Genomic DNA, 20,475 nt, shown 5'->3' with positions numbered 1-20,475 from the left:
AAAAGGGCCTAGATTACCAACCTGTTCGTAAGTGCGGCTAACACGAAACTAAATTTTTGAACCATCTAAGGACGTCGAATTTTAGTTACCACCAAGACTAATTACTGACCCTAAATACACTTTGAACTACTTTCAATGTGTACTGAAACTGTATTGACCTGACAGTTGTCGCTCGTTGGGACGGGTTATGCGGCTTTGGTTTTGCGTGTTGCCTTCTCCCTCTTCTACTGGTTTTCGGGCAGGCCGATCTTGCATGTCTGGGCCGGGGTTCTGCCGTTCATGCAGCGGTCGTTGTGCGGACGCCTGGTATTGTAGTAGACAAGGTACTCGTCGAGAACCGTCTGCATTTCCTCCACGCTCTCGAACCGTGTGCGCCAAACTTCCACGCGGATATGCTCATCCAGAAACAAACCGATTTGATGGATGGCGACCGTCGGCTGTGCAATTATTTTTGACGATATTTGTGTATACAATTTGCACACAAAGCCATTTAGGTATTTGTATTACAAAGATTTTCTGCCCACTTCATCAGGCCCCCCAAAACTTTGGTGCAAAAGCGGGAGTTTGGTGAGGCTCGTTTACGACCCTACACCAATCATCCGCTCAAGTGCGCTGCCTATGGCATCAGACGCTCTACGAGCCGGATCGTCCGCAATATGAGCATACCGCTGAGTGGTCAGTGGAGACGCATGTCCAAGCAACTTACCTACGATGGGTAAGCCGAACCCTGCCATGGCTCCAATGCTAGCATGGGTGTGTCTGAGGTCATGCAATCGGACATCCTCCAGTTCTGCAGCTGCTCGGATGTGTGTCCACGGACGTTTGAGATCGTGTCTTGGTTTGTCTGGAATATCGCCTGGTATGACGTAACTACTGGTTCGTTTCATTGATTCCAAAATTGAAATCGCCGACCGATTTAAGATCACCGTTTTCTGACCCGATTTGGAATCTGGCAAAAACAGCAAGCCTCGAACGAGATCTACTCCCTTCCATTGCAAGTGCAGGATTTCGCGAAGTCTGCAGCCCGTCATCAATAGGAGACGAATGGCGTTGGTGACATGAGTTGGATAAACAATCGTCTGATTTTCCTTGGCCACGTGCTTGCGTTTGGCACCTGTTGCTTTGATGGTCCATCGCAATCCCGCAGTTTTGGCAAGGACGAGCATTCTGCCCAACCGACCTAATTCCTCTTCGCTCAAATAGCGTTGACGTCCCTGTTCCTTGAAGCGCTTAACGGCACGGGTCGGATTGAAATTCTCAGGGAGATAGCCGTTTTCTGCCCCCCAGCTTAGAACACTGCCAAGATATGCGATAACCCTGTTTGCATGAAATGGATGTTCAACGAGGCCAATATGGATCTTATTGAGTTCCTTTGTGGTAATTGCTTCGGCCGGACGCTTTCCTAAAACTGGCAACACATGAATATTGAAGGCTGATTGATAGGCCGCCAGACTTGAAGCTTTCAGTTTCGGACCGTGTCCCGCAACGAAAAGCTCTACGAGTTTCGAAAGAGTCACGGCCTCTCGCTTCGCATCCCTCTCCGCAGCCGGGTCTTCTCCGAGCGTAACGCTCGCAAGCACCTTCTTGGCTGCGTCACGTGCTTCTTCTGCCGTCAGTGTTCCAAAGTTGCCGAGTTTGACCTGCCGGCGGACGTTGCCATTGCGGTATCTGCAAATGAATGTCTTCCGACCGCTGGGGCCAACTCTGAGACCAAAGCCACTGAGAATATCGTCCCACACAAAGTACCGCTCACCCTTGGGAACCAATGCATCAACACTGCGTTTGGAAATTTTCATTTCATGCGTCTCTGTAATTTCTATTCGCTCCAGCCGAATCCAAAGTGGCGTCCATATGGCGTCCAAGCGCAACCAAATTGACGGAAGCGTCGTCCAGAGCAATAAGGAAGAAATATCAACAGAAACAATTAGATATCAAAGATAGTCATACTTCAAGAAATTTGCGAAAACTACAAAATATAAATTTGTAATCTCGGGGTCGCGGGTTCGAATCCTGCTGCCGGCACCATTCCCCCCATTCAGCTTGAAACTCTATTGTGCCGCTCGCCGCAGGCACTGTGCTATCGCGTGCCTCAGGCGACGCGGACCATATGTTTTCGCCACGCGTTGCAGCTACCCTGGCGCTGCATCACTGAACGCCGCAGCATCTTCTTCATACCTTCCTGGCGCAGATCCAGTTCGCTCTGGCTCCAGATCGCGTCGAATGCCGCGCCGACGGCTAGCGGTCTCAACTCGCTGTTTCTGGAAAAGACCCGCTCGCAGGCAAGATCGAATATGGCCTCGCGCTGGTACTCGTCAGCCACGGACCGTGCCGCATAGAGTGCCATTTGCTGGCAATAACGCATCCAGGCGGATGCAAGGGTTTTCGCCGGTGTTTCCAGCCAGCTCGTGTGAGTGTTGCCGTCGTGGTAGAGCTTCCTGTAGAGCGGCCGGTCGAGATAAAGCATTTCTCCCTGGATCGCCTGGCGCATGATCCAGGTACTGTCGGCGAACATGTTGTCGAACCGGTTTCCGGGAACGGTCAGATCACGAAGGTTTGGTGGTGTCCGATTGACCGCCCGAAAACTGACGCCGGCATAACTCATCCCGAACACCTGCCTGACCCGCGCTTCCAGGTCTCCGCTCACGCTTTTGCTGTGGATGATGTGTTCATCCGACCTGCCGACGGTCTGAATTGCGGTGCAAGCGCTTCCGGCAGCGGGTGTCTTTTCCAGAAGATCCACAAGCGCGGCGTAATAGTCCGGCTCAATGGTGTCGTCTTGCGGCAGGATGGCAAAATACGGCGTCCTTACCCTTCTGATCAGCCAATTGGCGTTTTCCACCCAGCCGAGTCGTCTCCGCTGATGGTAGATACGCACGTTTGCCATGCGCCGGAACGGTTCGAAGGTTTCCCGTTCGAAACCGCCATCATTGGAAATGACAACACGAAAGTCGCGAAAGCTCTGCTCCTGCACCGACGCAAGCACCCGTTCCAGAAACCCGTTCGGCCGGTAGGCAGGAATACAGATTGTCAGACGAGGCCGTTTCCATGGCCATATTGCAGGAAACTTCATGAGGCGATGACTTGATGAACCCGGCTTGAAGATGCCAGCGTGTCCGCCGCTTCAAGCGCGAACATCGGTGCGGTCGTGTATTTGCCCGGATCAAGGCTGCAATAACCATCCGCCAGGAGGCTGGGGCCTATTCTGCTGCGCTTGTGCAGATCGCTTACGCGATCGTCGATATCACTTGCGCCCCTTGCGTCGATAACTCCGCCGATCAACGGTGCTTCGTCCATCTCGGGAAAGCGCAGGAACTCAGCTAACTTCGGATAGTAGGCCGCAAGTGCGGCAACGGAACTGCGCACAATTTCGGCCTTTCGGGAAGAAGCGATCTCTGGGTGCGGAAGCAAAAGGTCGCGTGTGCTGGCGAGCATCATCGACGGGTACCAGGACAGATACACCCGGCCTGACCCATACCGCACGACATCCCCGTATCGCCCCAACATGAGCGTAACATTCACCAGATCTTCGACAACATCCGGCAGCAGCACCGCCATCTTGTAGCGAAGGAACCACGAGGCATCATCAGCAAAGCCGCTGGCATGATCAAGAAAGCGGCGCTGCTCCCAGGCGGCGTTGAGCACCCGGTCGAATGGTCCGTCAGCGCGATGTGCACCAACCACTTGCCATCCGGACCGGCTTGTCTCGAAACGCGTCACCCTGTGATTGGACTGGAACTCGATTCGCGGGTGAGAAAGAACCGCTGCGCGCAGTGAAGCAGCAATGGCTCGCGTGTCGACGGATCGTTCCGGCGTTCCGAAGGCCGCCTCGATCTTGCCAGCTTCGGAGCCATAAGGATGGGAGGTCAGGCGCCGGAAGGCGGGCAGATCCACTTCGCCGAGGTAGTCTGCATTTGGTGCCGCTAGCCGCTCGCGGAGGATATCCTGCACCAGCACAAAGTGCTGTTCTACCGCACCCGCGGAAAGCTGAGACCCCTCGGGAACGGCATAATCGAATGGCTGCGTTACGGAAGAAGCGAACAGGTCTTGCCCCATCCACCGGCACACGATGGACCGAAACTGAAGCGCGCCGTCGATCATGCGCCGCGCGGTCAGACCTGAACTGTCCCCGCCGTAAACGAACCCGAGATGGATCTTGCCTTCGTTGACCAGCGACGCCGCAGTCAGCGGTTCTGCCCCGGCATCGTAAAGCACGACGCGGTTACCGCGATCAGCAAGTTCCAGAGCTGCGATCGAGCCGGCAATGCCGGCGCCCACAATCGCCATGTCCCGGCACGATTTCATCCAAGAACGACCGAAATCATGTTTCCCCACACCTGTTCCGGAACGGGTTCTCTTACCTCAAGCGCAGCAAACCGACCAGTGGAACAGATACATTATCGTTCGTCATTCCACGTCGCCGATGTATTTTGCCTGGTTGATCAGCTCCTGGCATTTTGCTTCGTTGCCTGCGTGCCGTTCCTTGTTCGCTTCCTGGAGCAGTGCGCGCATCTTCTCTGCAACAGTGATGTCGATACCTTCCCTCTCGGAGTGGGTAACGGCATTTTCAACCTTGTCGATGTCCGCCTGACAGTCGGCAAGTGCACCATTGGTAGCGGCCAGCATCAGCCCTGCGGCCAGAAGACTTCCGGCAAGCGGATTGCGATAGCATCTCATGTCATTCTCCCTTTCGGACAGGCTGGTCGTCGATTGCGGCGAGACGCCTCAATGGCGACCAGGCATTCACTGCATGCGGTGGTGCAGATCCATCATGATCCAGAGACTGCCGCCGACCATGATGAAAATGAGCACCGCGGCAAAGGCCAGAAAGAACAGGTTTTCGACCGGGGTGGATTTCAGGTCGATGTGTAGAAAAAATACCAGGTGAACGATCACCTGCAGAACCGCGGCAACGGCGATGACGAAATATACGGCACTGCCTGTGAGCAGACCGCCCCAGACCAGGGCGAAGGGAATTGTCGTCAGCACAACTGCAAGCACAAACCCGGTGAGATAGGTAGACAGGCTGCGTTCAGCGGAATGGTTCATATGTGCCCCCTATAGAACGCCCGGCAGATAGACCGCCGAAAAGATACCGATCCAGACAATATCGAGAAAATGCCAGAACAGCCCGAGCCGCATCAACCGGGAACGAACCGGCGGCGTCAGGCCCTTGACCATGATCTGGCCAATCATAACCACGATCCCGAGTGCCCCGAACGCAACGTGCAGTCCGTGTGTGCCCACCAACGTGAAGAACGCGGACAGAAAGCCGCTTACCTCCGGACCCGCACCTTTTTCGATCATGCCGGCAAATTCACTCAGCTCCATTGCCAGAAACGCGAAGCCGAGCAGCAAGGTCACAAAGAGCCATTGGACCACGCGGCCCTTCTGGTCGTTCATCAGCGCGATGCTCGCCATCCCGAAGGTCAGGCTGGAGACCAGCAGCAAGCCGGTTTCAACGGCAGTCCTGCTGAGATCAAAGAGCTCCTTTGACGTCGGACCCGCTGCGGAGTTTTCCGACAGGACAGCGTAGGTCGCAAACAACAGCGCGAAGATGACCGCGTCGGTCATCAGATAGATCCAGAATCCGAATTCCCTGGAATGAAGGGAGTGCTTCTCTTCCTCTTCAAGGATGGTTGCAGCAGACATCGGCCCCTCCCTCAAACCGTTCCGGACAACGGTGCGCCAGAGGCGGCACCGCGCGGCATAAAATCGCGCATGTCGTGCAGGTCGGCCGGCGAGATCTGAGCGAGGCGTTCACGCTCGATCCGGGCGACTTCTGCTGCAGGCAACACGAATTCGCTGTTGTCGTCGGACGCCCGGATACCGACACATACGAGGGACAGCACGAAGCTCAGGGCGACGAGCCACCAGATGTACCAGATGAAGGCAAAACCGAGCACAAAGGCCAGCGCACCAAGCACCGGGCCGATCCAGGTGTTTTTCGGCATGACGATGTCTTCGTAATGCTGCGGTGGCTGATAGGCCTCCCCCCGGATCTTCATGTCGTGGAACGCGTCGATATCGGTCACCTCGGGCAGAACCGCGAAGTTATAGGCAGCTGGCGGAGAGGACGTCGCCCATTCCAGGGTACGTCCGTTCCACGGGTCACCCGTGATGTCCCTGGCGGATCCCCATTTCCTGGCCGAAACGTAAAGCTGGATGGCGATGCAGGCGATGCCGCACAGGACGAACAGAGCCCCGATCGCAGCGACGATCAGATAGGGTTGCCAGGTGGGATCGGCATAATGCTCCATCCGCCGGCTCATGCCCTTGAAGCCAAGGACGTAGAGCGGCATGAAGGCCAGATAGAAACCGATGATCCAGCACCAGAAGGACCGCATGCCCCATTTGGCGTCCAGCTTGAAACCGAAGGCTTTGGGGAACCAGTAGTTCATGCCGGCAAAATAACCGAAAAGAGCGCCTGGGATCAGCATGTTGTGGAAGTGCGCCACCAGGAAGGTGGAATTGTGCATCAGGTAGTCGGCGGGCGGCAGGGCCAGCAGCACCCCGGTCACGCCACCGATGACGAAGGTCACCATGAAGCCGATGGTGTAGACCATGGACGTGTGAAACTCGATCCGGCCCTTGTACATGGTGAACAGCCAGTCGAAGATCTTCACCCCCGTCGGCACCGCGATGATCATCGTCGCGATGCCGAATATGGCATTCACATTGGCAGACGAGCCCATCGTGAAGAAGTGGTGCAGCCAGACTGTGAACGACAGCAGCGCGATACAGGCGGTCGCATAGACCAGGGAAGTGTAACCGAACAGCCGCTTGCGCGAGAATGTCGCCACCACTTCGGAAAAGATACCGAAGGCCGGCAAGATCAGGATGTAGACCTCCGGATGACCCCAGATCCACAGCAGGTTGGCAAACATCATCATGTTGCCGCCGTCACCGTTGGTGAAGAAATGGAAGCCAAGCGTGCGATCGAGTGTCAACTGACCGGCGACCACCGTCAGCGCCGGAAAGGCGAAGGCAATCAGGATGGAAATGCACAGTGTTGTCCAGGTGAACATCGGCATGCGCATGAAAGTCATGCCCGGGCAGCGGTTCTTGACGATGGTCACGATGAAGTTGATGCCTGAGAGCGTACTGCCTACCCCGCTGATGATCAGCGCCCATAGCCAGTAATCGACCCCCACGCCCGGACTGTATTCAGCCCCGGAGTATGGCGGATACCCGGTCCAGCCGGCTTGAGAGAACTTGCCGACCACAAGCGATATCAGCACCAGCCCGGCACCGGCTGCCGTCATCCAGAGGCTGACGGAATTCAGGAACGGAAAGGCGACATCCCGCGCGCCGATCTGTTGCGGCACGATGATGTTGATGAGCCCGGTCAGGAACGGCATGGCCACGAAAAAGATCATGATGGTGCCGTGAGAGGAAAAGATCTGCTCGAAATGCTCCGGCGGAAGGTAACCTTCGCTGTTCAGGGAAACCGCCTGTTGCGCGCGCATCATGAGGGCATCGACAAACCCGCGCACCAGCATCACCAGAGCCAGCACCACATACATGATGCCGATCTTCTTGTGATCGACGCTGGTCAGCCAGTCTGTCCAGAGAACTTTCCATGCGCGCAGCCAGGTGATCAGCAGGAACACGGCAATGCCGCCGCCAACGGTTACTGCCGCCCCACCCATGGCCACCCAGGAATAGAACGGCAGGGCCTCAATCGTAAGACGTCCCAGCATCAAACAGCCCCCCGGCAGATGAGTTCGGCGGCCTTGCTTTCGTAAGGGCCGACAATCGGCGCGTATTTGCGCAGGATGATCGAAAAGAGATCCGTCTCGTAAGACGAATAATGCCGGACTGGATCGGCAACGCTCTGCTTGTGCAGGTCCACATACGTCTTGGCGTCCAGCACATCAGCGGATCCTGTTGCCTTTTCCTTCCAGGCGGCGAAATCCGCTTCGTTCATGGCATGAGCCTTGAAGTGCTGGTCGGAAAAACCATCGCCGGAATACATTGTGTTGCGGCCGTTGAAGGTGCCTGGACCATCTGCAATCAGGTTAAGTTCGGAGCGCATGCCCGCCATGGCGTAGATCTGGCCGCCGAGTGCGGGGATCATCAATGAATTCATGACCGTGTCGGAAGTGATCTCGATGGTCAGCGGCCTGTCTGCGGGAAAGGCCAGTTCATTCACGCTGGCCGTGCCGAGTTCCGGGTATAAGAACAGCCATTTCCAGTCGAGCGCGACGGCCTGCACCTTGAAAGCAGGCTTGTCGGACGCCAGGGCCTTGTAAGGGTCAAGCTTGTGGGTCGCATCCCAGACAATGGTTCCGATGACAATCACGATTGCAGCTGGAACCAGCCAGACCACGGCTTCAATGCCCCAGGAACCATCCCACTCGGGCGCATAATCCGCGGTGTTGCCATTACGCTTGCGATATCGCCAGGCGAACAGCAGCGTTAGTATGATCGCGGGAATGGCGACGATCATCATGATGCCGAATGCCGTGAACAGCAGATCCCGTTCCGCCAACGCGATAGGCCCTTTCGGGAAGAGCACCGGCGCATCGGAAAGCGCACAACCTTGTAACAACGGGAAAAGGCATACGAGGCCGACCGTCGCGGCAGACCTCAAGGCAATACGGACCCTTAGTCCGGCAATCCGATCAACCATGGCACCCCCGTTGAAAAATGGATAGGGACTGTCTGTTTGCAACACTTGTGGCGGCGCGCCCGCCAGGAACGATATGCTTTACTTTTGAAAAGCCTAGCCGAGCCCGCGCGGCATTGAAAGAGCGAAAGTTGCAGAAGCCGGCAGACACCAGCAAACAGGTTAGCCGGACAAGTCGAGCAACGCCTGCAGCATGAGGTTCGCCCCCTTCTCGATATCCGACCAGTCGCTGTGTTCTTCGGGAGCATGGCTTATGCCGGCCCGGCTGGGAACGAAGATCAGCCCGGAAGGGCAGAAAGACTGCATTGTCTGGGCATCGTGACCGGCTCCGGAAGGCATACGCCGCGCCGGTAATTCGTTACGTTCGGCAAGGTCGGCGAGCTTGTCGGCAAGCTCGCTATCCAGCGAAACCGGTGACAACCAGCTCCTCTCGGTCTTGTTCAATTTCAGTCGGTGCCGGTTGGCGACAATGTCGGCGCTTTCCAGAAAACGCGATTTCAGCCCGACCATTATCTCTTCCGACGTGTCACGCAGAATCACTGAAAAGACTGCACGACCTGGAATCGTGTGGGGATGGTTCGGCGAAAGTTCGACATGACCAATGGTAAACCGGCTCTGGTCGGTGCCGTGCATCTGGATCAGATCCGGAATTGTCCCGGCAAGCTCGGAAAGTCCGGCAAATGCATCCGCCCGCAGATGCATGGGTGTTGTCCCGGAATGATTGGCGATTCCCGTCAGTTCCAACTCCAGATAACAGACACCGGAAACCTCCTCGGCGATGCCGATAGGAAATTCTTCGGCTTCAAGAACCGGCCCCTGCTCGATATGGAGTTCCAGAAAGGCATTTATCGAACCGGCCGGACGGGCTGCTTTCAGGATGTCCATCGGTTCGAGACCCAGACTGTTCATGGCATCGCGCAGCCGGACCCCGTCGGCATCAATCGCCTGCTCGATCCATGCCGGAGTGATCGCCCCGGCTATGGCCTGTGAGCCGAGCATGCCCCCGAAACGGCCCTCTTCTTCGGAAGTCGCGGCAACTTCGATCGCTGTCCGGGGCGTTATTCCGGCATCCTTCATCGTTCGCACGCATTCCAGCGCAACACAGGCGCCGAGTGCTCCGTCAAAAGCCCCGCCATTGACCACGGTGTCGAGATGCGATCCGGCCATGACGCACGGCCCGTCCTCAGGTCCATACCGGCCAAACAGGTTGAGTGCGCCGTCTCTCCACACCTGCAGATCGTCGGCCCTCATCTGTGCCTCGAACCAATCCCTGCACTCCAGATCGACCCGAGTGAAGCCTGGTCGCGTGTAGCCGCCGGTTTCAGGAACAAAGCCGAAGCGATTCACTCCGTTGAGAAGCGTTCTGAGACGCTCCGGGTCGATACGGATTGCGTGCTGCGGCATCCTTGTTTCCCCCTTATTTATCAGCGCTTAAGCGTTTATCTGGCATCGAGAGCACAACCCTCGAGCGAAAATAAATATGAAATAATTATTGCAGCATTGCAATTAATCATGATTAATTATTCATCAGAAACAACGAGGGGAATGGTCATGAAAAGATTCCTAGCCGCGGCTTTCGCCTCGGCCTTCCTCGCCTTTGCACCCCAGGTGCAGGCGCAAACTCCGCCCAATGTTCTGGTTGTCGGCCAGATCGCGGAACCCAAGTCACTCGACCCGCACGCCGTCACCGCGGTGAACGATTTCCGCATTCTGGTGAACTTGTATGACGGACTTGTGCGCTACAAGGACGGCACTCTGGAAGTCGAACCGTCCCTTGCCGAAAGCTGGACCATTTCGGAAGACGGCAAGACCTACACGTTCAAGCTGCGTGAAGGCATCAAGTTCCACGACGGTTCCCCCTTCAACGCGGAAGCGGTGAAGTTCAACTTCGACCGTATGCTGAACGAGGAAAACCCTTATCACGATACGGGTCCCTTCCCGCTCGCTTTCTTCTTCTCCACTGTTGAGGACGTGGTCGTCGACAACGAAACCACCGTCACCTTCAACCTCAGTGCCCCTTACGCGCCATTCCTGTCGAACCTTGCCTATCCGACGGGTTTGATCGTCTCGCCCGAGGCCGTCAAGCAATACGGCAAGGATTTCGGCCGCAATCCCTCCGGTACCGGCGCCTACAAGTTTGCGGAATGGGAAGCCAACGCCAAGGTGGTTGCCGTCAAGAACGAAGACTACTGGGATGGCGCTCCGGACCTGGAAGCGCTGATCTACCGTCCGATCACCGACGCCAACACAAGGATCGCCGAAATGCTCTCCGGCGGACTGGACGTGATGGTTGAAGTCCCGCCGGACAGCCTGCAGCAGTTCAAGGACGATTCAACGTTCAAGGTGCTGGAACAGGCCGGACCTCACGTCTGGTTCCTGATCCTGAACACCCGCGAAGCACCGTTTGACGTCAAGGCTGCACGCCAGGCCGCCAACTACGCCATCAACAAGAAGGCGCTGGTGGAAAACATCCTGCAAGGTACGGCCGACGTCGCAGCAGGGCCGACACCTCCTGCCTTTGCCTGGGCCTACAACGAGAGCCTGGAGCCCTATCCCTACGATCCGGAAAAGGCCAAGGAACTCCTGAAGGAAGCTGAATACGCCGGACAGGAAGTTACTTTCTATGTCACCGAAGGCGGCTCCGGCATGCTCGACCCGGTTGCCATGGGCACGGCCATCCAGGCCGATCTCCAGGCCGTCGGCATGAAGGTCAAGATCGAGACCTATGAATGGAACACCTTCCTCGGCAAAGTGAACCCGGGTCTGCAAGGCAAGGCTTCCATGGCGGAAATGGCCTGGATGACCAATGACCCGGACACGCTTCCGTTCCTGGCCCTGCGCACCGAAGCGATGCCCGAACAGGGCGGGTTCAACTCCGGCTACTATTCCAACGCCAAGGTGGACGAGCTTCTGGAAAATGCCCGCGAGGAAACCAACCAGGAAGAACGTGCAAGGCTCTACAAGGAAATGCAGGAAATCGTCCAGGAGGACGCCCCCTGGGTCTTCGTCGCCAACTGGAAACAGAATGCCGTCACCAAGGCATCGGTTGAAGACTTCAAGCTGCAACCCTCCTTCTTCCTGATGCTTCAGGACGTCAAGAAGCCTCAGTAAGACGACACGTCTCCCGGCGGACCTTGAATGGTTCGCCGGGATTTTCGTATTCGGACCTGCACGCAGCAAGTGCCGAAGGAAACGTAAAGGCGCACCCCGGCGACACAACACTCCCTCATCCTGAGGAAGCGCAAGGCGCTGTCTCGAAGGATGGGCCACTTGCTCCGGAGTGTGCCGCCCATTCTTCGAGACGCGCATAAATGCGCTCCTCAGGATGAGGTTGCGGAGGCGGCAAGGCTTCAGGAAATGGCCGGCCGCACTCAGAAAGAGGGAGAGACCATTGGCTTCCTATATCGCCAAGCGTCTGCTGGCTGCCATCCCGGTCCTGTTCGGGCTGACGATCATCGTCTTCCTGATCATGGCGATGATCCCGGGAGACCCGGCAACTGCCATTCTCGGCTCCTACGCGACACCGGAAAATGTCGCCAAGCTCAACCGCGATCTCGGCCTCGACAAAACCCTGTTCGAGCAATACGTCATCTGGATCGGCAACCTGTTCCAGGGTGATCTCGGCCGCTCCTACACGCTCAATCGTCCGGTGCTGGATGAAGTGATGGAGCGCTTTTCAGCGACCCTCATTCTGGCCGGAACCTCGCTCATCCTGTGCTCGATCTTCGGCCTTCTTGCCGGTATTGTCTCTGCTGTCCGTCAGTACGGCTGGGCGGACAAGATCATCACGCTGCTCGTTCTGATCGGTATCTCGACTCCGTCTTTCTGGCTCGGCCTGCTGCTGATTCTGGTCTTTGCCGTCAATCTGCGCCTGTTTCCGGCGTCCGGCATGTACGCGATCTACGGTGGCGGCGACTTGCCCGACCTGATCCATCACCTCACCCTGCCCGCGCTGACGCTTTCGGTGGTCGCGACCGGCGTCATCGCCCGGTTGACGCGCACCGCCATGCTGGAAGTGCTGCGTCAGGACTATATCCGCACCGCCCGCGCCAAGGGCCTGTCGGAACGCAAGGTCATCTACAAGCACGCATTCAAGTCGGCCCTCGTCGGCGTGGTGCCGGTCATTGGCATCCAGGCCGGCTTTGTCATCGGCGGTGCTGTCTATATCGAGACGGTGTTCCAGTGGCCGGGCATCGGATCCATGCTCGTGACCGCCATTTCCACCCGCGATCTGCTGCTGGTCCAGGGCGGGGTTCTGGTGGTCGCCGCCGCCTATGTTCTCTTCAATCTGCTCGCAGACGTGGTGCAGACCATTCTTGATCCGAGGTTGCGCTGATGAGTGACACGACCATGAGCGCCCCTTCCAAGGAGAAGGCAAAGTCCTCGCGCCCGGGGACACTTGCGCTGCTGCTCAACAATTCGCTGGCAACCAGCGGCCTTGTCGTTCTGGTGCTGATCTGTCTTATCGCTCTGGCAGCGCCGATCCTGCCGCTGGCGAACCCGGACGTTACCGCCCCGGCAGACCGACTTCTGCCGGTCCTTACCGAAGGACATCTGCTTGGCACCGATCACTTGGGCAGGGACATCCTTTCGCGGCTGATCTGGGGGACACGCATATCGCTTGCCGTCGGTCTGTCGGCAACAATAATCGCTGCCTTCTTCGGCTCGCTTCTGGGACTGGTCGCCGGATACGCCGGCGGTCGTACAGACACTCTGATCATGCGCGGCATCGATATGGTGATGGCGTTTCCCTACATTCTGTTGGCACTGGCCATCGTCGCCGTGCTCGGCCCTGGGCTGCTCAACGCGCTTTACGCCATCGCGCTCGTCAACATACCGTTCTTTGCCCGCAACATTCGCGGTATTACGCTCGGGCTATCCCGAAGAGAGTTTGTTGATGCGGCACGGCTGTCCGGCAAGTCGCCGGTACAAATCCTGTTTCTGGAAATTCTGCCTAACGTCTTGCCGGTCATCGTCATCACCATGTCGACGACCGTCGGCTGGATGATCCTCGAAACGGCCGGCCTGTCCTTCCTCGGCCTGGGTGCCCAGCCGCCACAGGCCGACCTTGGCTCCATGCTGGGTGAAGGCCGCAAGATCCTCTTCACTGCGCCGCATGTCTCCATCATTCCGGGCCTTATGATCTTTGCGCTGGTCATGAGTATCAACCTCTTCGGCGACGGTGTTCGCGATATCCTCGACCCGCGCCTGCGTGCCGGGTCTCTCACCCGGCCGGTCTCTCGAACAGCGGTGCATCGCAAGGCAGACGAGATCCCCGCGCCTTCGGAAAAGGGCGGTGTGCTGGATGTCCGTCAGATGCGCACCGAATTCCAGATCGGCAGCTCCGTTTACAAGGCAGTCGGCGGTGTTGATCTGAACCTGAAAGAGGGCGAATGCCTGGGCGTGGTCGGAGAATCCGGATCCGGCAAGTCGGTAACAGCCATGTCCATCATGGGCCTTGTGCCGACACCACCCGGCCGGATTGCAGGCGGTGCCGCCTATCTCGACGGCGAAGATCTTTTTGCGGCAAGCGACCGGCGTATCCGGGACCTCAGAGGCGGTTCGGTTGCCTATGTCTTCCAGGATCCGCTGTCGACGCTGCACCCGCTCTTCACCGTTGGCGATCAGTTGACGGAAGCGATCACCACCCACCAACCCATGTCCGGCTCGAAAGCGCGGGAGAAGGCCGTTGAACTGCTTTCGCTTGTGCGGATCCCGAATGCGAAGGAGCGTTTGTCCGCCTACCCGCACGAGCTTTCCGGTGGCATGCGCCAAAGGGTCTGCATTGCCATGGCGCTCGCCAACGATGCCAAGGTGCTGATTGCGGACGAGCCGACCACCGCGCTCGACGTCACCGTGCAATCGCAAATCCTGACGCTGATGAACGGCCTGCGCCGCGAACGGAACGCTGCAATCCTGTTCATCACCCATGATTTCGGCGTTGTCTCCACCCTTTGTGACCGTGTTGCGGTGATGTATGCGGGCCGGATCGTTGAAACGGGAACGACGGAGGAGGTTCTGGCGAACCCGCGTCATCCCTACACCGCCAAGCTGATCGAATGCGTGCCGGTTCTGGGCGAGCCGGACCGTCGTCTGGATGCAATCGAGGGCCGCCCGCCCGTGGTCAACAACCTGCCGGACGGTTGCGCCTTCGCCGAACGGTGTCCGCACGCACAGACCTCCTGCCGGACCGGTGAGATCAACCTTGAGATGTCTTCCGAAACCCGCGGTGTGCGCTGCCTCTTTCCGCTGAATTCCGGAGCGACCGCATGAACGAGATAAGCCAGAACCAAATGGACAGCAAAGCCCTTCTGACCATTCAGGATGTCGAGCGCATTTTCGGCGGCGGTCGGAAGCTCTTTGGCGGTCATCTTCCCGCCGTGCACGCGGTTCAGGGTCTCAGTCTCGATGTAAAGAAGGGAGAGACCCTGGGTGTCGTCGGAGAGTCCGGCTGCGGCAAGTCCACCCTCGCGCGCCTCGTCGTCGGTCTCGATCTGCCGACTTCCGGCTCGATCACCTTCAACGGCGAGGATCTTGCGGCACTGGCAAAAAAGGACCGCAATGCACTCGCCCGCAAGGTTCAATATGTCTTTCAGGATCCGGTTGCCTCTCTCAATCCGCGCAAGACCATCAGGACCATCCTGGAAGCGCCGCTCAAGCACCTGACAAACCTGAATTCTGATGGCCGCGAGAAGCGCCTTGCCGAGCTGCTGCAGGCGGTCAACCTGGCGCCGGAGTTCCTGGAACGCTACCCCCATGAATTCTCCGGCGGCCAGGCGCAGCGGATCGGCATTGCGCGGGCCCTTGCGGCCGGGCCGGAGCTGATCGTGCTTGATGAGCCCGTGTCTGCCCTCGATGTGTCGGTGCAGGCCCAGGTGTTGAACTTGCTGGACAAGCTGAAGGACGACTTCGGCCTCACCTACATCTTCATCAGCCACGATCTTTCGGTGGTGGAAAGTGTCAGCGACCGCGTGGCGGTGATGTACTTCGGCCGGATGGCCGAACTGGGTCCTGCCAGAGAAATCTTCCGCAAGCCGCTACATCCCTATACGGATCTGCTAATGCGCTCCGCGCCCGCCCCCGGGCGGCACGACCTGATGTCGGAAGACGCCTCTGCCGAATTGCCGGATCCCTACAATCCCCCTGAAGGCTGCGCCTTTGCCGCGCGCTGTGCGCACCGCACGGATATCTGCGTTGCCGGCAAACCGTCACCAGACGAGGCCAAAGGCGGCAACAATCACGTTGCGGCTTGCTATCACCCACTCGGGAAGGCATAGGCTCCCCAAAAAACAAGGCAATGCAGTTTAACCGGCCATGAGAATTCCCGAAGGAGCGACAGATCCCAAGACACGGAAACGCCTGCGGCGGCCCGACATGGTTGCCCAGCAGATCCGCGAACAGATCGTCGAAGCCGGTCTGCGCCCCGGTGACAGGATCCCCGCCGAATGGCTTCAGCCGGAAACGGTCAGGGTGTCACGTGGTTCACTGCGTGAGGCTTTGAAGGTACTGGAGTTCCAGGGGCTGATTTCAACACGCAGCGGCCCGGGCGGTGGTGTCTTCGTCGCATCGGTGGAGCCAGGTGAAGCCATCCGCATGCTGGACAATCTGTTCCTGTTCGACCAGCCGACGATTGCCGACATCTACACACTCCGGAAACAGCTCGAGCCGGAACTTGCCGCCTCGGTTGCCGGAACACTGACAGACGAAGGTTTTCAGGCCTTGCAGGGCTGCATCCGGCTTTACGAGGACGAGCCAAAGACGGCGGAAGAAGAATATTCGCAGCGCCTGGCCGAGCTTGATTTTCACGAAGAACTGGCCCGGCACTGCAAGAACCCGATCCTGGCCTTCACATGTTCCTTCCTGCTCAGCCTGCTACGCGACATGACGGTCTGCCGCTCGATCTACAAGGAACCGAACCCTGCCCTGCGCGAAACCGGATTGCACTATCAGGTGAAGTTGCTGCGGGCGATAAAATCAGGTGATGCCGAGCTCTGCCGCATGATCATGCGTGGTCATATGATCGAGGCGGAAAAATACATGAAGGAACGTGCCGCCATGCGCACACGCGGCAGCACGACGGCGCATGTGGTCTCGTCCACGAGCAGCTAGGGCACAAGAGCCGCTCGCCTTTCCTCGGTCCGGCCTTGCGCTGCCAATGGGCCCATCAACCTGGCCGGAGCCTGCTCGAAGGTGAATTTTCCATTCTTCATCCCCCAGACCGGCCGGATGATTTCCGAAACGATCTGATGTCCGCTCATGGCCGGTAGCGCCACGAAGGTGGCCGCTTGGCCGACTTCGATCCTGTGAGCCTTGTTGATCAGCCGCCGTGGTGCAGCCGTTACCATGTCAAAACAGGCCTTCAGGTCTTCCGCTGATCCGAGCTGGTGAACATTGGCATAAAGATTGGCCATGCGCGGCAAGGAGCAGTCGCCATAGGGCGTGAAGGGATTGAGCACGTTGTTTGTTGCGACCGTGCAGCAAACGCCGTGTTCATGAAAGACATGCGCCGGCGCGACCCCGCGCGGCACCAGGCTTTCGCTGCCGCGTCCCATCAGAAACAGATCAGTCGACGGCAGGACGGTAAGCGCAATTTCAGCGCTTTTCAGAATTTGCACCGCCTCCAGAAGGTCCTTTCGGGAAAGGGCCGACAGCTTGGTGACATGGCCGATCGCGACCCTTCCCTGCCAGCCGAAGGCGATTGTCTGACGGGCGATTTCATCAAGATGACGCCAGGATGGATCGAGATCGAAATCCAGATGGAAATCGAGATCGACATCATGGCGTTCAGCCATTTCGAACAGGCAGGCAATCTGGCCATTCGGATCGCTGTCCGTATAGGGACACCCCCCCAGCAGGTCCGCTCCGGATGTGAGCGCTTCTTCCAGCAATTCGGCAGTACCCGGGTTGTTGATCAGCCCTTCTTGCGGAAAGACACATATCTGCAGGTCCAGCGCCCAGGAGAAATCCTGCTTCAGCCGCTGAATGGCGTAAAACCCCGTCAGGCCGATGCCCGGATCGATCTCCACATGTGTCCGGATGGCGTTGGTGCCCTGGGTAATGGCCTTTTCGAGAACCTTTCGACCACGGTCGTAGACGTCTTCTTCAGAAAACCCTTTCTTTGCCTCAGCAACTGACGAGATCGCTCCTTCCAGCGTGCCTGTCTCGTTCCGACAGCGGTCGAGAATGCAGGCCTTGTCGAGATGAAGATGGCTCTCGACAAATCCCGGCACCAGGAGAACGCCGTTACCATTCAGTTCTTCCGCACTCGTGGGCAGGTCGGCTCCTATCGCCGAAATCTTTCCGGCCTTAACCGCAATATCGACAGCCGCATCAGCGCCCTCCAGCAGGACGTTCCGGATTACTAGCCCGCTCATACCCTCGCCTCCATGCGAGTTTCCTGTTCATTGGTGGCGCCAAGATAGGCCGCCGTCAGCCGCGGGTCCGAAGCCAGATCCGCAGCCTTGCCTTCAATCACGATACGGCCTTGCTCCAATACGTAGGCGTAATCTGCGACGGCGAGAGCAAGCGTCGCCATCTGGTCGACAAGCAGAATGGTGATGCCTTCGTCCCGCAACTCACCAAGGATCGCATAAAGCTCCTCAACCATCGCCGGAGCCAATCCAAGCGAAGGTTCGTCCAGGAGCAGGATCTTGGGTTTCGTCATGAGACCGCGGGCAATTGCCATCATCTGCTGCTCACCGCCCGAAAGGAGCCCTGCGCGGCTGTGCAACCTGTCACGCAGGCGCGGAAACCGCTTCAGATGAGCTTCCAGTTCCGAGCTGTTGACATCCGAATATCTCTTGTAGGCACCCAGTTCGATATTCTCGCGCACTGTCAGTTCCGGAAACACTTGGCGACCTTCGGGAACCAGCACAAGACCACGCCCGACGAGTTCATGCGGCTGCATGGCCTGTGTCTGCTCGTCATTCAGGATTATGCTTCCGGTGAACGGCCTGTGCAGACCCGAAACGGCAGAAAGAAACGTCGATTTTCCTGCACCATTCGCCCCGAGCAGAGCCACCATTTCACCTGGCCGCACCTTGAGTGATACCTCTTTCAACACCGGAGCCGCGCCATATCCTGCAGTCAGCTTCTGTGTCGAAAGAACAGGCGTTTCTTCCGTATGCAGCGGTTTTATGCGCGGGAAGGCCGTGGCGCCACCGGTGCCGAGGTAGGCTGCAATCACTGTTTCGTTTGCCTGGATCTCTGCCGGGGTGCCAAAGGCAATAGGCTTGCCGGCGTCAACTGCCTGGATCCGGTCCGAAATCCCCATGACCAGCTCCATGTCATGTTCGACGAGCACAACTGCAGGCCCCAGGTCGGCAATATCCCGCAGCAGCATGGCGAGCTTGTCCTTGTCGGCACGCATCAGTCCGGCTGCCGGTTCATCCAGAAGAAGGATGTCAGGTTTCAGGGCAAGCGCACGTGCGATCTCCACCAGCCTGCGGTCGACATGCGGCAGATCACCGGCACGCTTGTCGAAGTCCCCTTCATAGCCGCAGTATCGCAACAGTCCTGCCGCCAGCGACAAACGATCTGGCGACTGAATGTCGGACCACGGGTCGCCGAGGGCACCGCGCCCCAGCCCGGAGACGACATTTGCAAGCACCGTCAGATTCTCGAAAAGTTTGGTCGTCTGGTAGGTCCTGGCAATCCCCGATCGGGCAACCGCATGGGCCGGCAGCCCGGCAAGGTCCCGGCTTCCAAGCAGGATCTTGCCCTGCGTTGGACGGTAGAACCCGCCTATCATGTTGAGGACGGTGGTCTTGCCCGCACCGTTCGGACCGATGATGGATGTTACTTCGCCGGGCTCGATCCGGAAGCTGACACCATCGACTGCCCGAACACCGCCGAATGAAATGCCGAGGTCTTCAATTTCCAGTGCACTCGAGGTAAGCCCGCCCTTGAGGAACTGCTCGATGTCTGCGGAAGAAACCGGTGCCACGCTTCGGCTCGACCTCGGGATGTAAGACGCCACCGTGCCGACCAGCCCGCGAGGCGCAATCAGCAGCACGCCCACCAGCAAACCGCCAAAGAACAGCAGCCGGTATTCTGCAAGATCTGAAAGGAACTCCGGCAGCAGGACGGTTACCAGCGCACCGGCGAGTGGCCCCAGCACGGTGCCGGCGCCGCCGATCAGGATTGCGAAGAGAAACAGGATCGACTGCGAGAACGGGAAATTGCTCGGCGCGATGAACATCATCAACGGCGCAAACAGACCGCCCGCAAGCCCGGCCATCGCCGCCGCAATGGCAAACGCGGCTGCCTTGACCGCGAAGGGCCGATATCCAAGCGAGGCAGCTGCGGTTTCAGCATCGCGTACGCCCGTCATTGCCATGCCCCAGCCGCTTTCGGCCAATCGGCGAAACAGGTAGAGAGACAATCCGGCAAGCAGGATGGCCAGCACCACCAGTTCCCGCTCGGTGAACACGAAGCCCAGGATCTCCGGCATTGGAAAGCCCATGAGGCCATTCTGACCGCCGGTCAGCGAACGCCATTCCACCGCGCCGTGTTCGACAATGAACGCGAAGGCAATCGTGACCATTGCCAGGAACGGCCCCGCCATACGGACGGCAGGCACCGCCAGCAGAACGCCCGCGATCCCCGCCAAGAGCGCGGACAAGGGCAGTGCCAGCCAGAAGCTCAGGCCAGACAGGGTCATCACCGCCACACCATAAGCGCCGATGGCAAAGAACCCCACCTGGCCAAGTGAGACCAGACCAGTCAAACCATAAAGAACGTTGAGACCGGTCCCCAGGATGGTCGTGATTGCAACAAGGCCGATGACGAACTGCGTGTAGCCACCGCTTGTCACGGCCATCGCACAGGCTGCAACGGTCATAACG

The 20,475-nt window shown here is 58.2% G+C and carries 17 protein-coding genes; 5 read left to right on the top strand and 12 right to left on the bottom strand.

The features are described from left to right. Positions 1-224: 224 nt before the first annotated feature. The 10 genes from HEP89_RS19780 to HEP89_RS19735 form a co-directional block, all read right to left on the bottom strand. The gene (locus tag HEP89_RS19780) at positions 225-386 is read right to left on the bottom strand and encodes an IS3 family transposase (RefSeq protein WP_168692882.1); all 162 of its coding nucleotides are present in this window, start codon (positions 384-386) and stop codon (positions 225-227) included. A gap of 192 nt (positions 387-578) precedes the next feature. Further along, positions 579-1,796, bottom strand: a complete 1,218-nt coding sequence (locus HEP89_RS19775) for a site-specific integrase (RefSeq protein WP_168692880.1) — start codon at positions 1,794-1,796, stop codon at positions 579-581. Positions 1,797-2,089: 293 nt separating this feature from the next. After that, on the bottom strand, positions 2,090-3,070 hold the full coding sequence (locus HEP89_RS19770) for a glycosyltransferase family A protein (RefSeq protein ID WP_168692878.1): 981 nt from the start codon (positions 3,068-3,070) through the stop codon (positions 2,090-2,092). Then, the gene (locus HEP89_RS19765) at positions 3,067-4,284 is read right to left on the bottom strand and encodes an FAD-dependent oxidoreductase (protein ID WP_168692876.1); all 1,218 of its coding nucleotides are present in this window, start codon (positions 4,282-4,284) and stop codon (positions 3,067-3,069) included. Before HEP89_RS19765 ends, HEP89_RS19770 begins: the two co-directional genes overlap by 4 nt. A gap of 120 nt (positions 4,285-4,404) precedes the next feature. Beyond that, on the bottom strand, positions 4,405-4,674 hold the full coding sequence (locus HEP89_RS19760) for a hypothetical protein (protein WP_075284752.1): 270 nt from the start codon (positions 4,672-4,674) through the stop codon (positions 4,405-4,407). 66 nt (positions 4,675-4,740) lie between these two features. Beyond that, positions 4,741-5,046 (bottom strand): cytochrome o ubiquinol oxidase subunit IV, encoded by a 306-nt coding sequence (cyoD, locus tag HEP89_RS19755; RefSeq protein WP_168692874.1) that lies wholly within the window; start codon positions 5,044-5,046, stop codon positions 4,741-4,743. Positions 5,047-5,055: 9 nt separating this feature from the next. After that, positions 5,056-5,649 (bottom strand): cytochrome o ubiquinol oxidase subunit III, encoded by a 594-nt coding sequence (gene cyoC, locus HEP89_RS19750; RefSeq protein ID WP_023001143.1) that lies wholly within the window; start codon positions 5,647-5,649, stop codon positions 5,056-5,058. An 11-nt stretch (positions 5,650-5,660) separates the two neighbouring features. After that, entirely contained in the window at positions 5,661-7,700 is a 2,040-nt protein-coding gene (gene cyoB / locus HEP89_RS19745) for a cytochrome o ubiquinol oxidase subunit I (protein WP_168692872.1), read from the bottom strand. Next, positions 7,700-8,632 carry a ubiquinol oxidase subunit II gene (gene cyoA, locus HEP89_RS19740; protein ID WP_168692870.1) on the bottom strand — a complete coding sequence of 311 codons (933 nt, stop codon included), beginning with the start codon at positions 8,630-8,632 and terminating at the stop codon, positions 7,700-7,702. Before cyoA ends, cyoB begins: the two co-directional genes overlap by 1 nt. Positions 8,633-8,791: 159 nt before the next feature. Next, positions 8,792-10,033: a Zn-dependent hydrolase gene (locus HEP89_RS19735; protein WP_168692868.1), complete on the bottom strand. Its 1,242-nt coding sequence runs from the start codon at positions 10,031-10,033 to the stop codon at positions 8,792-8,794. 147 nt (positions 10,034-10,180) lie between these two features. Between HEP89_RS19735 and HEP89_RS19730 the strand changes: the two genes are divergently transcribed. The 5 genes from HEP89_RS19730 to HEP89_RS19710 all read left to right on the top strand — a co-directional run bounded on the left by HEP89_RS19730 (position 10,181) and on the right by HEP89_RS19710 (position 16,738). After that, complete coding sequence (locus tag HEP89_RS19730) at positions 10,181-11,740, top strand: ABC transporter substrate-binding protein (RefSeq protein ID WP_035908743.1); 1,560 nt, start codon at positions 10,181-10,183, stop codon at positions 11,738-11,740. 280 nt (positions 11,741-12,020) lie between these two features. Further along, positions 12,021-12,965 (top strand): ABC transporter permease, encoded by a 945-nt coding sequence (locus tag HEP89_RS19725; RefSeq protein ID WP_023001138.1) that lies wholly within the window; start codon positions 12,021-12,023, stop codon positions 12,963-12,965. Further along, positions 12,965-14,902: a dipeptide/oligopeptide/nickel ABC transporter permease/ATP-binding protein gene (locus HEP89_RS19720; RefSeq protein WP_168692867.1), complete on the top strand. Its 1,938-nt coding sequence runs from the start codon at positions 12,965-12,967 to the stop codon at positions 14,900-14,902. The genes HEP89_RS19725 and HEP89_RS19720 overlap by 1 nt, the downstream gene beginning before the upstream one ends. Next, complete coding sequence (locus tag HEP89_RS19715) at positions 14,899-15,906, top strand: oligopeptide/dipeptide ABC transporter ATP-binding protein (protein ID WP_168692865.1); 1,008 nt, start codon at positions 14,899-14,901, stop codon at positions 15,904-15,906. The genes HEP89_RS19720 and HEP89_RS19715 overlap by 4 nt, the downstream gene beginning before the upstream one ends. Before the next feature lie 37 nt (positions 15,907-15,943). Next, positions 15,944-16,738 carry an FCD domain-containing protein gene (locus tag HEP89_RS19710; RefSeq protein ID WP_168692860.1) on the top strand — a complete coding sequence of 265 codons (795 nt, stop codon included), beginning with the start codon at positions 15,944-15,946 and terminating at the stop codon, positions 16,736-16,738. On the opposite strand, the gene HEP89_RS19705 is transcribed toward HEP89_RS19710, so the two are convergent. Both HEP89_RS19705 and HEP89_RS19700 read right to left on the bottom strand, forming a co-directional pair. Then, a complete protein-coding gene (locus tag HEP89_RS19705) occupies positions 16,735-18,003 on the bottom strand; it encodes an amidohydrolase family protein (RefSeq protein ID WP_168692858.1) in 1,269 nt (422 codons plus the stop codon). The two genes, HEP89_RS19710 and HEP89_RS19705, sit on opposite strands and share 4 nt — an antisense overlap. Then, on the bottom strand, positions 18,000-20,471 hold the full coding sequence (locus HEP89_RS19700) for a branched-chain amino acid ABC transporter ATP-binding protein/permease (protein WP_168692901.1): 2,472 nt from the start codon (positions 20,469-20,471) through the stop codon (positions 18,000-18,002). Before HEP89_RS19700 ends, HEP89_RS19705 begins: the two co-directional genes overlap by 4 nt. Between the last annotated feature and the right edge of the window lie 4 nt (positions 20,472-20,475).

This window comes from Labrenzia sp. 5N (assembly GCF_012395805.1).
Lineage (GTDB): Bacteria > Pseudomonadota > Alphaproteobacteria > Rhizobiales > Stappiaceae > Roseibium > Roseibium algicola.
This window is presented reverse-complemented; position numbering and strand designations above follow the sequence as displayed.